Origin of the sequence: Aquabacterium sp. A3 (assembly GCF_038069945.1) — a bacterium.
In the GTDB taxonomy this organism is placed as follows: Bacteria; Pseudomonadota; Gammaproteobacteria; order Burkholderiales; family Burkholderiaceae_C; genus Aquabacterium.
Window position 1 is genome coordinate 96,172 of the sequence record NZ_JBBPEV010000006.1, and the last position, 14,028, is coordinate 110,199.

Sequence of the window (14,028 nt, forward strand, 5' to 3'; positions counted from 1 at the left end):
GCGCTAAGGGCGTTACCTAAGATCTCGCACACCACTCAAGGAGATCCGTTCATGCTGTCCCGCTCGTCCCTGCGCGCCCTGGCGCTGTCCGCCGGCCTGTCCCTGCTGGCCTCGGCCCACGCCGCCACGATGGACTTCGATGGCCTGGACATGAGCCTGGCGGGCACCTCGCCCATCCTCGGCCTCGGGTCGGTGTACCAGGAAGACGGCTTCAGCCTGACCACCCGGGGCGGTGTGTCTTTCAACATGTCGGGCGGGCGCATGTTTGCCGTGACGCCGAACAGCCCGTACTGGACGGGCACGCCTGGCCTGTTCTCGGACATCGGCTCGGCCGCCTATGGCTCGGCCTTCCTGCTGACCAAGGACGATGGTGGTCTGTTCGACCTGGTGAGCATGGACGCGGCCTCGTTCTGGACCGTGGCCAGCGGGCGCTATTTCTCGGTGTACGGCCGCACCTCGTCCAACACGACCGTGGTCAAGTCCCTGTACCTGGACACCAGCGTGAACACGCTGGAAACCATCACCTTCGGGGCCGAGTTCAGCAACCTGACCTCGGTGATCTTCAGCTCGGTATACGCCCAGGTGGACAACATCAACCTGCGCTACGCTGGCGAGCCCATGCCGGCCGTTCCTGAAGCCGACGCGCTGTGGATGTCACTGGCAGGCCTCGCCGTGTTGGGCCCTGTGTTGACACGCCGGCGCACTGCCGCCTGAACCTGGCCGGCGGGCCGTCTGGGGCAAGAACGGCGCCAACAGGGTATAAACGCCCTCTTTGCCCCTGTATTGCGACCTGCATGAGCCATTGCGCCATCGACTTCGGCACCTCCAACTCCGCCATCGCCATCCCCAAGCAAGACGCCAGCGGCATGCGGCTCGTGCCGCTGGAGGGCGAGCACCTGACCATGCCCACGGCGGTGTTCTACGCCACCGACCGTGACGACCAGCCGCCCGGCATCACGCCCGGCCCGTCGGTGCACGACGCCTTGCCCCGCTGCCATGGACGTGCCGCCGTGCAGGCCTACATCGACGGCTACGAAGGGCGCCTGATGCGCTCCATGAAGAGCGTGCTGGGCACGGCCCTGGCCGGCCAGACCACCGAGGTGGGACAGGGCCATGGCGTGAAGTACCTCGACATCATCAGCGCCTACCTGCGCCACCTGCGCAGCAAGGCCGAAGCCGCCGGCGGGCAGGCGCTGACCCAGGTGGTGATGGGCCGCCCCGTGTTCTTTGTGGACGACGACCCCGAGCGCGACGCGGCCGCCCAGGCCTCGCTGGAGGCCGCCGCCCGCGAGGTGGGCTTCACGGACGTGGCCTTTCAGTACGAGCCGATCGCGGCCGCCTTCGACCACGAGCAGCAGGTGCGTGCCGAACAAACGGTGCTGGTGGCCGACATCGGCGGTGGCACCTCTGACTTCTCGGTGGTGCGCGTGGGCCCGGATCGTGCGCAGCGCCTGGACCGGCGTGACGACATCCTCGCCAACCACGGCGTGCACGTGGCGGGCACCGACTTTGACCGTCACGTGTCCGTGCGCAGCATCATGCCCACCATGGGCCTGGGCGCCTTCGGGCCCAGTATCGGCGGGCAAGCGCCCCGGCCCGTGCCCAGCCGCGTGTACTTCGACCTGGCCACCTGGCACCTGATCAACACCGTGTACCAGCCCGCCCGCGTGGCCGAGCTGCGTGCCATGGCCGACTTCTACGGCGAGCCCGTGCACCACACGCGCCTGATGCGCGTCATCACGCAACGCCTGGGGCATGCCCTGCTGGGCGAGGCCGAAGGGGCCAAGATCGCCACCGCCGAGGGCCAAGGCACCACGCTGGCGCTCGACCTGATCGAGCGGGGGCTCTCGGTGTCCTTGCAGGCGGCCGAGGCCGAACAGGCCCTGACGCACGACCTGCAACGCATCGTGACCTGTGCCCACGAAACCGTGGCCATGGCCGGGCTGCGCACCGATCAGATCGATGCCCTGTACTTCACGGGTGGCTCCACCGGCCTGAAGGCCTTGACCGACCGCCTGCAGGCGGCCTTTCCGGCGGCACAGGCCGTGCGCGGCGACCGGCTGGCCTCGGTGGCCACCGGTCTGGGCTTGCATGCCGCGCGCTTGTTTGCCTGATCAGGCCTGACGACGGCGTGCTTTGCTGTCACACGCGCCGCAGCCGCTCCAGCGCCTGCTCCAGCGTGGTCGCTGACTTGGCAAAGCAAAAGCGAATCACCCCCTCATCACGCCCATCGGGGTAAAACGCCGACAGGGGGATGGCCGCCACGCCGTGCTCGCGCGTGAGGCGCGCCACAAAGGACTGGTCGCCCTCATCGCTCACGGCCGCATAGCGCACGCACTGAAAGTACGTGCCCTGGCACGGCAAGAGCTCAAAGCGCGTGCCCGCCAGGGCCTGCCGAAAAATATCGCGCTTGCCCTGGTAGAGGGCCAGCAATTGCTCGTACCACCCCGGGCGGGCCATGAACCGCGCCAGCGCCACCTGCGAGGGCGTGTGCACCGTGAACACATTGAACTGGTGCACCTTGCGGAACTCGGCCATCAGCTCGCGCGGGGCCAGGGCGTAACCAACCTTCCAGCCCGTGACGTGGTAGGTCTTGCCAAAACTGGACACCACCACGGCGCGCTCGGCCAGGGCGGGGTGACGCAGCACGCTTTCGTGGCGCAGGCCATCGAACACCATGTGCTCGTACACCTCATCGGACAGCAGCACGATGCGGGTGTCTTTCACCAGCGCGGCCAGGGCCGCCATGTCATCGGCCGTCCAGACCGCCCCCGTGGGGTTGTGCGGGCTGTTGAGGATGATCATGCGTGTGCGTGGCGTGATCAGGCGCGCCACCTGCGCCCAATCGGGCCGGTAGACGGGCGCGGGCAGGTCGGCCGGCACCAGGTGCCCACCTTGCAAGGCCACCGAAGGGCCATAACTGTCGTACACCGGGGCAAAGGCGATCACCTCGTCGCCCGGGTGCACCAGCGCCGCGATGGCGGTGAACAGGGCCTGCGTGGCCCCGGCCGTCACGGTGATCTCATCACCAGGATCGTAAGCCGCGCCATACAAGCCCTGCACCTTTTGGGCAATGGCCTCGCGCAACAGGGGCATGCCCGTCATGGGCGCGTACTGGTTGTGACCCTCGCGCGCGGCCTCGCCCAGCAGGGCCAGCAGCTCGGCGGGCGCGTCAAAATCAGGAAAGCCTTGCGACAGGTTGATGGCGCCGTGCTGCTGCGCCAGCGCCGACATCACCGTGAAGATGGTGGTGCCGACCTGGGGCAGGCGAGAGGTGACGGACAGGGGGGTGGTTGGCATCGTGTCGCCAGCATAGCGGGCCCGATGCCTGGGCTTGTAAGGAAGCGTTGCGTCGCGGCGCGGCGCGCCCCCGGATGCTCAGTAACCGCGCTCTGCCAGTTCGGCAAGCACATCCCGGTACACCTGCACGCGGCTGAAGCGGAAGGCACTGTTGTCTTCGCTGCCGCAGCTGCCCCGGCCCAGGTTGATGCCTGGCACCACATAGTCGCTGAAGGCCATGTGATAGAAGCCCGGGTGGGGCTTGCGCGCATCCAGCGTCACGCCCTCAAAGGGCCGCGCCACCACGGGGGTGCGCCCGCCCTGTCCATTGGAGCCATAGGTGGTGAAGGCCTGCGACTCCACGGAGATGTTGCCATCGTTGGGGCCCTCCACGCTGTTGAGGTAACGCCAGATGAACGCGTGCTGTCGATGGCAGGGATGCTGGATGTCGTTGATGCGGATGCTGAAGCTCTGGTACAGGATGGGGTGCGCCGGATCTTCAGGAAATCGATAACGTTCGTTGAAGCTGGGCGGGCAGGCTCTGTGGGCAGAAGGATGGCACCGCATGTCGGTGGACACGGTCATGTAGTGCCGCGTGAGGGCGCGGATCGACTCATCACCATCGAAGATGAGCTTGCGGTCAGAGCGCCAACTGGCCCAGGCGCTGTAGGTGGCCAGCAGGCGGCTGCGACACGCCGAAGTCAAACACCAACTAGTGAGCTTGAGCACCAGATCCGCCTGCGCGGTGCCCTTGTTGGCGCCCGCCAGGCTGGTCCAGCTCACGATGTGCCGGTACAGCGGTAAACCGCTGAACGCCTGCGTGGTGGCCACCATCATGTAGCGCGAGTCGGGACAGCCCTGCGAGTGGCAGATGAGGTTGAACTTCAGCCCCTTGCGACAGTCGCCTTCGGTGGCAAAGCCGTGCCGGGCACGCTTGTCAGGCTGACTGCAGTAGTGCACCGTGGCATGCTCCAGGCCATCCACCACCTGGCCCGACCCGCTGTCGCACAAGAGCTGCCGCAAGGTCACCCCCGCGCATTTGCGGTTGAGCAGCCTGCCGCGATCCTCGTGGGATGCGAAGGGCACCTTGTCGGGCTGATACACCGCCACCCCTTCAGCCTCCAGCATCTGTTTGACACCGAAGACGTCGTAGTTGCCATGGGCATCAACGCGATCACCCCTGAACGAGGTGGTGGTGTCATTGCCCCAGGGGTGAGACAGCAGCACGGGCCAGTGCGTGACCACACTGCGGGTACCGGCGGGCTGCAAGGGGCCGGTGTACGCGGGTGCGGAGGCTGTGGCCGCTGATCCGTGGTGCGAGCCCAGGGCGCCTGCGATCACGATCAGCCACCAGGCCGCGCCCGAGCTCCACCGCGCCCACCTCGTCCAGCGGCTTGCGCATGGGTAGGGTGTGATGGTGCTCATGGTTCACTGTCCGATCTGATCGGCGGGGGTGCGGTCCAGCACATCCACGAGGTCGGCAAACACCTTGGTGACCGGAATCAACTGGTCCTTGGCCACCTTGTCGAGGGTGTCGTCTTCGTCATAGAGGTAGATGGGCGCGGCGATCAGGCTGGCCGTGGGCAACCCGGCCACGCAGGTGAACGAAGCGTCGGTGGGCAGGCCGAAGGTCTTGCACAACAAGCCGGCCTTCAGCGTGGCGCTGCGACGCAAATCGTTCTTGATGATGGATTGCTTGAGTTGCCGGCGCACACCGTAGGAGAAGTTGTTCATGATGCCCATGAGCTCAGGCTGATCACGCATCTCCAGCTGGCCGTTCTTGATGACCCCCTGGCGTGCGATGTGCTCCAGGGTGATGCCGGCCACCAGCTTGTAGGGTGTGGCCTGCCGGGTGACGTACTTGTCCGCGAAGGCCTGATGCACCTGATAGCCCGTGAAGTGGCTGTCCATGGTGGCGAACAGCATGGTCTTCTCTCGTTCGGCGGCAGGCTTGGAGGCGGCGATCTGCAACTGGGCCAGCAAGGCACCCACGCCGCTGGCGTCCTCCACGGCCCCAGCCGACACGGAATCATGGTGGGAGGTCATCAAGATCGTTTCGTGGCCGCGGCCGGGCAACACCCCGACCACCGCGCGCGCTTCAACCTCGGTGCGCGAGCCTTCGAGCACCAGGTTGGCCTGGGCGCCCTTGCCCGCCTTGCGCAACTGTTCGCGCAACAACTGGCCATCCGACTTGGTGACCCAAACCCCCGGGATGGTCATCTGGCTGCGCCGGTAGTACTCGTTGTGATAGCGGTTGCTGTCGTAGTAGTCAGAGAGCACCCCGACAAATCCGGCCGCGCCGGCTTCTTGCAGGCGCTTGACCACACGCGACAAGTTGGTCAGGTAGGGGTTGGCCGCGAAGATGGACGGCTCCAGCAGGGTCAGCTTGGGGTCCCACAGGAAATCAACAAAGGGCAGGAACGCCACGGTGGAGACCTCGAACTTCAAGTCAAACACGACGATCTTGCCTTTGACATCACGGGCGCGAATGGCCCAGGCGTTTCCGTCGCCCACGTCCACGATGGGGGCCTGCAAACCACCTGGCCCGGTGGAGAATACCGAGGGCTGATCTGGCGTGACGAACGAATAATTGACCGGGAAGCTGTCGATGGGTCGGCCATTCACGGAAAATGAAGATTTATCGGCTTGCCATAACCAGCTTGTGGCCTTTTCATAACGAACATCCTGCAGCCCCAATGCCTCGAACTGGCATTTGACATACGCTGCCGCTTTTTCGCCGCCGGGGGTGCCGGTCAGCCGCTTGCCGATCTTGGTCAGGTCTTCAATCCAGCTGAATATGCGATCCTGAGAGGGCATGCCCTGGGCTTCAGGGCGCACATCCCTCGGACAGGGTACCGCCGCATCCTGGGCTTTGGCGTTGGACGCCTGAAATGCTGCAGCCAGCAAAAAGACCACGCCCGTGGCCAGTTTGGCACTTCTCTTCATACATCGGTCTCCTCAGTGGTGTCCGGTATTTATTCAACCGGATTCAGCACTGATTCTTCTCAAGCAAGACCGACTGCTGTCATTCGCTTTTCGCCAAGGTCATGTTCATTTCTCGCCAAACGAAAACGCGTAGAACCAAGCCATACCAAAGGACGATAGGGTTAGTGCTAACCGACCGTCGAATGGCGTCAGAATTCAGCGTAAACCCCAATGAAAACCCCTAAAACAAGGGGGTAACGTACGCTCCAACAAGTCTCGATTCGCGATGGAAGTCACAAACAGAGGAGCGTTCCGCGATGCGACCCCCAGAGGCTGTTGAACCCACGGTACCCGTGAGTTATGTGCTCTTGATTTTGCAACTGGCCAACGAGAAAGGCTTATCGACCGACGACATCCTGGCCCAGGCCCATATTCCCAAAGAGCACCTGGATCGGCCAGAGGCGCGATTTTCTCTGATCAATGGCTATGCCGTCATTTGTCGTTATGTGATGGACCGCTGCAAATCACCTGGACTGGGTTACGAGTTCGGACTCAGGTCCACCATCACGACCCACGGTATTCTGGGTTACGGCTTGATGAGTCAATCGACGCTCAGAGAAGTCATATCTTTTGGTTCACGATATGGCACCAGGCTTCGCATGCCGGCCTGGGATATTCAAATATTGGAGGAAGGCGAGCACGTGGTGCTCAGGGGCACCGAGAATGTCCCCCATGGTCCCATGCGCTGCTTTTCGTCGCAGCAATTGATCATCAGTTGTTATGCCGTGTTGCGCGATCTATTTCCACAGGTCTGCTCGGACACCAGGCTGCATTTTGACTTTCAAGAGCCGGACTACCACCAGCACTATGCAGCGCATTTGCCAGAATGCATATTCTCAAGCCAGTTCAACGAAATCAGAATACCGGCCAGTTACCTGGATTTGCCACTGAGAACGGCAGACAAGGCGGCCGCCAACTTCGCCCGCCAGGCCTGCGAACAGGAGTTGGCCCTGTTTGGCGACAACGACCGCGATGTCATGCGGCAGGTTCGCGCCCTGCTGAGGCTGGGCCCTCAGGGCTATCCCAGCCTGGAGCAGGTGGCCGAAAGCTTGTGCGTGTCCGCCCGCACGCTCAACAGGCAACTGCAAGCACGCGACAGTTGTTTTCGACACCTGCTCAATGAAGCCCGGCGACGAGATGCGTGCATCCTGCTGCAGGATCCGCGGCTGGACCTGACCGATGTGGCCGTCCGCTTGGGCTACAGCACTTTGACCAACTTCAATCGGGCGTTCAGGGAATGGGAAGGATGCACCCCCGGCACGTTCAGGGCGGCGCAGAGAACTCGAGGACCACTGACCCCGTCCACTTGACCTGGCACAAGCTTTGCTCACTTCGCCCTTGACGGAGTAGAAGCGTTCAGCCTGGTGCACCGAACGGTGCCGCCGCCCCTCACAGGGCGGCCGCCAGGTGGGGAATTGCTCCATGGTCAGGCCCGATGCACACACACCGTGCGCGCGGGCCGCATTGGGTTGTTCCTCCACAGAAAGTGCGCCTCATGAACTCCACCTTCTTCCGTCTTGCATTCCGTCGCCGGGCATTGATTGCGGTCGCCGCGCTGCTCGGTGGTGTGCACACCACCCCCAGCCTGGCCCAGCCGCTGGAAAAGCTCACCTTCCTCACCAGCTGGTACGCCCAGGCCGAGCACGGCGGCTTCTACCAGGCGGTGGCCACCGGCCTGTACAAGCAGGCGGGGCTGGACGTCACCATCAAGATGGGCGGCCCACAGGTCAACGGCATGCAGTTGCTGGCGGCCGGTGCCGCCGACCTGATCATCGGTTATGACTTCCAGGTGCTCTCGGGCATCGAACGCGGCGTACCCACCGTCACCGTGGCGGCCAGCTTCCAGAAAGACCTGCAGGGCATGCTGACGCACGCCGATGTGAAGTCGCTGGCCGACGTCAAGAGCAAGACCATCCTGGTGGCCAACAACAACCGCACCAGCTGGTGGCCCTGGTTGAAGGCCAAGTACGACCTGAGCGACGCCCAGGCCCGGCCCTACACCTTCAACCTGCAGCCCTTCTTTGCCGACACCAATGTGGTGCAGCAGGCTTACCCGTCGTCCGAGCCCTTCCAGGCACAGCAAAAGGGCGTGCCCACCAAGTTCTTCTTGTTTGCCGATGACGGCTACCCGCCCTACGGCACCAGCATCGTCACCACGCAGGCGCTGCTGAAGGCCAAGCCGGACGTGGTCAAGCGGTTTGTGGAGGCGTCGATGAAGGGCTGGGTGAGCTACCTGAAAGACCCCGCACCGGGCAATGTGCTCATCAAGAAAGACAACCCCAACATGACGGACGCCCAGATCGCCTTCGGCATCAGCCAGCTGAAAGCCTTGAAGGTGCTCGACAGCGGTGACGCCGCCACCCAAGGTGTGGGCACCATGACCGAAGCCCGCTGGAAGGCCACGCGCGATTACATGGTCAAGGAAGGGCTGTTGAAGGCCGACACCCCGTGGCAGCAGGCCTTCACGCTGGACATCGTCAAGCAGATCAAGGTGATGCCCTGATCAGCGGCCCGGCTGCTCGAAGGTGCTGACGGCGCGCAGCAGCTCGTCAGCCTGCCCTCGCAGGCTGGACGAGGCTGCCGCCATCTGCTCCACCAGCGCGGCGTTTTGCTGGGTGGTGCGGTCCATGTCGGTGACGGCGGCGTTGACGTGCCCCACGCCATCGGCCTGCTCGTGGCTGGCCGCGCTGATTTCACCGACGATCTGATTGACGCGCTGGATGCTGTCGACCACGTCGGTCATGGTGCGCCCGGCCTGGTCCACCAGGGTGCTGCCGGCCTCCACCTTCTCCACGCTGGCGCTGATCAGGCCCTTGATGGCCTTGGCGGCCTCGGCCGAGCGACTGGCCAGGCTGCGCACCTCCGAGGCCACCACGGCAAAGCCACGGCCTTGTTCGCCCGCCCGGGCGGCTTCCACGGCCGCATTGAGGGCCAGGATGTTGGTCTGGAAGGCGATGCCATCGATGGTGCCTATGATGTCGCTGATGCGCTTCGATGACTCGTGGATGTCGTGCATGGTGCTGACCACCTGGGCCATGACCTGCCCCCCCTCGCGGGCCACGGTGCTGGCCTGATCGGCCAGTTGATTCGCGGTCTGGGCGTTCTCGGCGTTCTGTCGCACGGTCTGGCTGAGCTGGTCCATGGACGCGGCGGTTTCCTGCAAAGCGCTGGCCTGCTGTTCGGTGCGAGACGACAGGTCCATGTTGCCCTGGGCGATCTCCTTGCCCGCGACGGCCACACCGTCGGCGTTGCGCTGCACCACCTCAAACACCTGCGCGATGCGGGCGATGAACTGGTTGAAGCTGCGGGCGATGACGGCCAGCTCGTCATGGCCACCATGGTCGTCCAGCCGGGCCCGCAGGTCCGCCTGTGCACCCGCCAGCCCCTGCATCGTGAGGCTGAGCTGCCGCAAAGGACGCATCAGGTGACGCACCAGCCACACCATGGCACCGGCCGCCAGGGCGCAGGCCAGCAAGGCCACCGCCACCGACCAGGCCAAGGCCTCGCGCGCCTGGGCCATGGCGGCGCTGACGGGGTACGACACCCGAACGCTCCACGCCGGCACACCGTCAGCCACCTGCACGGGCCTGAACAGGTGCACCCACCCTTGCTCGTCCTCGTACTGGTACGGTTGGCCCTGGGCGATGTGGCTCAGGGCTTGCGGCGGCAGGTCATCGGCCTGGCGGGCCAGGCGTTCGGGCTCGTGCACGGCCACGTACAGGCCGCCGGCCGACAGCAAGGCCACACGCGATTCGGGCATGGGCTGCAGGCGAGACAAGCGTGCCGACAAGTCCATCAGCGGCAGATCGGACCCGGCCATGCCCACGAAGCGCCCCTCCACCATCACCGGCACGGCGATGGTGGCCATGAGCACGTCCTTGCCGGCCACCGGGTAGAGGTAGGGCTCGATGAGCGCGGGCTTGCCCGTGCGGCGGGGAATGTCGTACCAGTCGTTGGCCCCGGGCTTCTCATAGTCCAGCAAGGGTTCGACGGCGATGGCGCCACTGCCCCGGTTCCAATAGGCGATGTAGCGGCCGGTGGCGTCGTAGGCCGGCGAGTGGTTGACGTACTCGGCGTCCAGACCATCCAGGGCATTGGGCTCCCAGATGGAGTAGGTGCCAATGAACTCGGTGTTGTCTTGCAGGACCTGCCGGGACATGTCGTCGAGCTGGTCTCGGCTGGGTGGCCGCCCCGCTTGTTTCATGCCCTGCAAGGTGGCGGCGTAAGCCCGAACGGTGCTGAAGCTGCTTCCGAGCTCACCAGCGACCGACACGGCCACCTCGTTGGCCGCCAGATCGGCCTGCTTCGCGGCATCGTCACGGGCCATGCCGCTCATCTGCCAGCCGATCACCGAACTGACCGTGCCCACGCACAAGACACACAGGACGGTGGCCGCCAGGGTCAGCTTGGCCGTGAGTGACCAGGCGCTGAAACGGGTGACAGAAAGGCCGGCAGGCGAAACAGCAAAGGTGGACATGGCGAGGCAAAAACAACGGACAACGATCAGGTATCGGCCCCGAAGGGTGAAACTGAAGCCCCGAAGCGGCGCACGCGGGAGGCTGGTCCGGCATTCGTGGCATGCTGCGTTCTGTGACCTCACGCATCCCTGTCCCCTCTTTGGTGCCTGGCGGGCGCTCACGCGCCTGGGGCCTGCTGTGGCTGCTGGCATTGGCCGGTTGCGCACACGAACCGTCGGCGTCGGTGCCCCCTTCCCAGTCCGCAGACAGCGGCCTGACGCAGGCGGCCGAGGCCCCCGCGCCGCCAGCCTCGCCTGAAACCTCACCGCCCCTGAGCACCGAGGCCCGATTTGCGCAATGGCTGAGCGGTTTTCGCCTGGCCGCCGAACGGGCAGGCATCCGCGAGGCCACGCTGTCCAGCGCGCTGGACACGGCACAGCTGCAAAGCCGCATCATCCGCAACGACCGCAACCAGGGTGAATACGTGCGCCCGGTGTGGGCTTACCTCGACAGCGCCGCCTCACCACTGCGGGTGCGCATCGGTCGCGCCCGGCTCGCCGACACGGCGCCTTCGGCACCGGCCGCGCAGGCGGCGCAGGCCCGGCATGGGGTGCCCGCCTCGGTGCTGGTGGCCATCTGGGGCATCGAAACCAGCTTTGGCAGCCACCTGGGCGATGTGCGCGTGATCGACGCCCTGGCCACCCTGGCCTTTGACGGCCGCCGAGAAGCCTGGGCGCGACAAGAACTGATGGCGGCCTTGCGCATCATCGACCAGGGCGACATCGACGCCGAACACATGATCGGCTCGTGGGCGGGCGCCATGGGGCAGACCCAGTTCATGCCCTCCACCTTCCTGGCGCACGCGGTGGACGCCGATGGCGACGGCCGCCGAGACCTCTGGGGCAGCCTGGACGATGTCATGGGCTCCACAGCCAACTACCTGCAGCATTCGGGGTGGGTGGCCGGTGAGCCGTGCCTGACCGAGGTGCGCCTGCCCTCGGGCTTTGACCCGGCCCTGGCCGAGTCCGACATCCGGCGCGATGCCAGCGCCTGGGCCCAGGCCGGTGTTCGGCCGGTGGACAACACCGCGCCCACCGCCGCGTTGCCCGCCATGCACGACGCCAGCATCTTGCTGCCAGCGGGCTTGCAGGGCCCCGCCTTCATGGTGGGGCGCAACTTCCGCGCCGTGCTGCACTACAACAGGGCCAACAGCTACGCGCTGGCCGTGTGCCTGCTGGCGCAACAGATCGACGGCGGCCCTGGCGTGCAGGCCCCCTGGCCACGCGACCAGCGCCTGCTGACCCGCAGCGAGGTCATGACCCTGCAATCGCAGCTCAATGCCCTGGGGTTTGACGCGGGCGAAGCCGATGGCGTGGCCGGGCCGGCCACCCGCAAGGCACTGCGGGCCTGGCAGCGTCAGCAGGGGCTGCCGGCCGATGGTTTCGTGAATGCCGAGGTGCTGGGGCGATTGACCGCTTCCAACGAGGCTCCAGCCCCCTGATGTCCTGCGACGGACCGTGGGCGGCCATGGTCCGGAAAACCCGCTATGGCGCCAGCGACTGAAAAAACGTCGCCGTGACCTCATCCGCCGGAAAGAAGGTCTCGATGCGCAACTCGTCGGTGGTCACGTCTTGCGCCGTGCCGAAGGTGCTCAGCAGGCTGAAGACGCGCAAGGTGAGGTCACCAAGCGCCATTTCCACGTTGACCGTGGGCGTGAGCGGCGCCACCGCGCCACCCTGGGGCTTGGAGGCCTTGCCCAGACCCGCCATGGCCACCAGATCCTGGTGCAGTGCGCGCAAGGCCTCGTCCATCGGGGCGGCCACCATCTCGCGTTGCAGGCGCTCCAGCATGTGCGGCGCCACCTGCTCCCAGTTGCGCACCAGCGGGCGCAAGCCCTGGGGATGGAAGCTCAAGCGCAGCACATTCTGCCGACCGCTGGGGTCCACGCGCTGCCACACCTCGTCCGGCGGGCCCAACACGGCCATGAGGCGTTCAGCGGCCTGGTTGCGCAGCAGCGTGTTCCATTGCCGATCCAGCACGATGGCGGGATACGGCTCGTGGTGCTTCAAGGTGAGCTCCAGAGCACGGCGCACGCTGGCCATGTCGTCATCACTGAGCGTGCGATGCTCGAACACCGGCGCAAAGCCGCCCGCGTGCAACAAGAGGTTGCGTTCGCGCAGGGGCAGGTCCAACGCTTGAGCCAGGTCCAGCAACAACGCTCGGCTGGGCCGTGCACGACCCGACTCGACGAAGCTCAGGTGTCGCTGCGACACGCCGGCGGCCAGGGCCAACTCCAACTGCGGCAAGCGCCGCAACTGTCGCCAAGCCTTGAGCAGCGAAGGCAAGGACGCCTCTGCCCGGGATGGCGGCACGGTCGGGAGTTCGGGCGCAGTCAGCATGAGCCCATTCTGGCGCAGCCACATCATGCCGTCGATGACCTGGCAGGTAATTGATGACCGGCTCGACCGTGCCTAGATTGGATGGCGTGCTCAACCCGGGGCCGACACCGTCCCGCTGAAAGGACCGTCATGAACCTGCGTCAACTCATCATCGCGGCCGCATTGCTGGCCTTCACCGCCTTCTCTCTGGTTGTCGTCGGCGAGGTGGGCTACATCGGCCTCTGGCAGGCCGGCCTGGCGTCCAAGGCCACGCTGCAAATCCTGCTGGACCTGTGCATCGCCTGTGGGCTGGGCGGCTTGTGGCTGCTCGGTGATGCCCAACGGCGGGGCGTGACCCCCTGGCCATGGCTGCTGGCCGTGCTCACCCTGGGCTCCATCGGCTTGCTGGCCTACCTGTTCATGCGCGAACGCGATGCCACGCCTGAAGCCGCACCCCATGCAACCCCATGATCTGTTCACCGAGCCCACCATGCGCCACCTCGTCACCACCTGCCTGCTGATCGTGGGCCTCATCCACCTCATGCCCCTGGCGGGCGTGCTTGGGGCCGAGCGCCTGGCCGGGCTCTATGGCTTGCCTGCCCGCCTGCTGGAGGACCCCAACCTGGTCATCCTGATGCGCCATCGGGCGGTGCTGTTCGGGCTGTTGGGTGGCTTCCTGCTGCTGGCGGCGTTTCGGCCAAACTTGCAGGCCATCGCCTTGGTGATGGGGTTCGCCAGCGTGCTGTCCTTTCTGGGGCTGGCATGGAGTGCTGGGCCTCACAACGCGGCGATCGGTCGCGTGGTCACCGCCGACCTGATCGCGCTGCTGGCCCTGATCGTGGGTGGCGGAGCGCGGCTGCTGCGTTGAGTGAGGCCTAAAATCCGGCCCCTTTGACACGCATTGCCACGCCCCACACGGGGCGGCCCCA

The 14,028-nt window shown here is 65.5% G+C and carries 12 protein-coding genes; 7 read left to right on the top strand and 5 right to left on the bottom strand.

Annotated elements, in window-relative coordinates; translation table 11 throughout:
* The first annotated feature begins 51 nt into the window (after positions 1-51).
* Both WNB94_RS16190 and WNB94_RS16195 read left to right on the top strand, forming a co-directional pair.
* A complete protein-coding gene (locus WNB94_RS16190; protein ID WP_341391406.1) occupies positions 52-714 on the top strand; it encodes a hypothetical protein in 663 nt (220 codons plus the stop codon).
* A gap of 80 nt (positions 715-794) precedes the next feature.
* Complete coding sequence (locus WNB94_RS16195; RefSeq protein WP_341391407.1) at positions 795-2,114, top strand: Hsp70 family protein; 1,320 nt, start codon at positions 795-797, stop codon at positions 2,112-2,114.
* A 28-nt stretch (positions 2,115-2,142) separates the two neighbouring features.
* Here WNB94_RS16195 and WNB94_RS16200 read toward each other — a convergent pair whose 3' ends face one another.
* The 3 genes from WNB94_RS16200 to WNB94_RS16210 all read right to left on the bottom strand — a co-directional run bounded on the left by WNB94_RS16200 (position 2,143) and on the right by WNB94_RS16210 (position 6,225).
* Positions 2,143-3,300, bottom strand: coding sequence for a methionine aminotransferase (locus WNB94_RS16200; RefSeq protein ID WP_341391408.1), 1,158 nt, complete (start codon positions 3,298-3,300; stop codon positions 2,143-2,145).
* A 78-nt stretch (positions 3,301-3,378) separates the two neighbouring features.
* Complete coding sequence (locus WNB94_RS16205) at positions 3,379-4,704, bottom strand: hypothetical protein (RefSeq protein ID WP_341391409.1); 1,326 nt, start codon at positions 4,702-4,704, stop codon at positions 3,379-3,381.
* 3 nt (positions 4,705-4,707) lie between these two features.
* On the bottom strand, positions 4,708-6,225 hold the full coding sequence (locus WNB94_RS16210) for a M28 family peptidase (RefSeq protein ID WP_341391410.1): 1,518 nt from the start codon (positions 6,223-6,225) through the stop codon (positions 4,708-4,710).
* 332 nt (positions 6,226-6,557) lie between these two features.
* Here WNB94_RS16210 and WNB94_RS16215 point away from each other — a divergent pair, with 332 nt between their 5' ends.
* Positions 6,558-7,574 carry an AraC family transcriptional regulator gene (locus WNB94_RS16215; RefSeq protein WP_341391411.1) on the top strand — a complete coding sequence of 339 codons (1,017 nt, stop codon included), beginning with the start codon at positions 6,558-6,560 and terminating at the stop codon, positions 7,572-7,574.
* A gap of 185 nt (positions 7,575-7,759) precedes the next feature.
* A complete protein-coding gene (locus WNB94_RS16220; protein ID WP_341391412.1) occupies positions 7,760-8,767 on the top strand; it encodes an ABC transporter substrate-binding protein in 1,008 nt (335 codons plus the stop codon).
* Here WNB94_RS16220 and WNB94_RS16225 read toward each other — a convergent pair whose 3' ends face one another.
* Entirely contained in the window at positions 8,768-10,741 is a 1,974-nt protein-coding gene (locus tag WNB94_RS16225; RefSeq protein ID WP_341391413.1) for a methyl-accepting chemotaxis protein, read from the bottom strand.
* A gap of 101 nt (positions 10,742-10,842) precedes the next feature.
* On the opposite strand from WNB94_RS16225, the gene WNB94_RS16230 reads away from it, so the two are divergent.
* Positions 10,843-12,222 carry a lytic murein transglycosylase gene (locus WNB94_RS16230; RefSeq protein ID WP_341391414.1) on the top strand — a complete coding sequence of 460 codons (1,380 nt, stop codon included), beginning with the start codon at positions 10,843-10,845 and terminating at the stop codon, positions 12,220-12,222.
* 43 nt (positions 12,223-12,265) lie between these two features.
* Here WNB94_RS16230 and WNB94_RS16235 read toward each other — a convergent pair whose 3' ends face one another.
* A complete protein-coding gene (locus WNB94_RS16235) occupies positions 12,266-13,120 on the bottom strand; it encodes a helix-turn-helix domain-containing protein (RefSeq protein WP_341391415.1) in 855 nt (284 codons plus the stop codon).
* Between the two features lie 129 nt (positions 13,121-13,249).
* Between WNB94_RS16235 and WNB94_RS16240 the strand changes: the two genes are divergently transcribed.
* Positions 13,250-13,570: a hypothetical protein gene (locus WNB94_RS16240; RefSeq protein ID WP_341391416.1), complete on the top strand. Its 321-nt coding sequence runs from the start codon at positions 13,250-13,252 to the stop codon at positions 13,568-13,570.
* Complete coding sequence (locus WNB94_RS16245) at positions 13,557-13,967, top strand: phosphopantetheine adenylyltransferase (RefSeq protein ID WP_341391417.1); 411 nt, start codon at positions 13,557-13,559, stop codon at positions 13,965-13,967. The genes WNB94_RS16240 and WNB94_RS16245 overlap by 14 nt, the downstream gene beginning before the upstream one ends.
* Positions 13,968-14,028: the final 61 nt, after the last annotated feature.

What these genes read in the sequence shown, in the direction of transcription:
- WNB94_RS16200 (WP_341391408.1), bottom strand. Translation starts at nt 3,300, where the DNA reads ATGCCAACCACCCCCCTGTCCGTCACCTCTCGCCTGCCCCAGGTCGGC.
- WNB94_RS16195 (WP_341391407.1), top strand. Translation starts at nt 795, where the DNA reads ATGAGCCATTGCGCCATCGACTTCGGCACCTCCAACTCCGCCATCGCC.
- WNB94_RS16225 (WP_341391413.1), bottom strand. Translation starts at nt 10,741, where the DNA reads ATGTCCACCTTTGCTGTTTCGCCTGCCGGCCTTTCTGTCACCCGTTTC.
- WNB94_RS16240 (WP_341391416.1), top strand. Translation starts at nt 13,250, where the DNA reads ATGAACCTGCGTCAACTCATCATCGCGGCCGCATTGCTGGCCTTCACC.
- WNB94_RS16230 (WP_341391414.1), top strand. Translation starts at nt 10,843, where the DNA reads ATGCTGCGTTCTGTGACCTCACGCATCCCTGTCCCCTCTTTGGTGCCT.
- WNB94_RS16220 (WP_341391412.1), top strand. Translation starts at nt 7,760, where the DNA reads ATGAACTCCACCTTCTTCCGTCTTGCATTCCGTCGCCGGGCATTGATT.
- WNB94_RS16190 (WP_341391406.1), top strand. Translation starts at nt 52, where the DNA reads ATGCTGTCCCGCTCGTCCCTGCGCGCCCTGGCGCTGTCCGCCGGCCTG.
- WNB94_RS16210 (WP_341391410.1), bottom strand. Translation starts at nt 6,225, where the DNA reads ATGAAGAGAAGTGCCAAACTGGCCACGGGCGTGGTCTTTTTGCTGGCT.
- WNB94_RS16245 (WP_341391417.1), top strand. Translation starts at nt 13,557, where the DNA reads ATGCAACCCCATGATCTGTTCACCGAGCCCACCATGCGCCACCTCGTC.
- WNB94_RS16235 (WP_341391415.1), bottom strand. Translation starts at nt 13,120, where the DNA reads ATGCTGACTGCGCCCGAACTCCCGACCGTGCCGCCATCCCGGGCAGAG.
- WNB94_RS16205 (WP_341391409.1), bottom strand. Translation starts at nt 4,704, where the DNA reads ATGAGCACCATCACACCCTACCCATGCGCAAGCCGCTGGACGAGGTGG.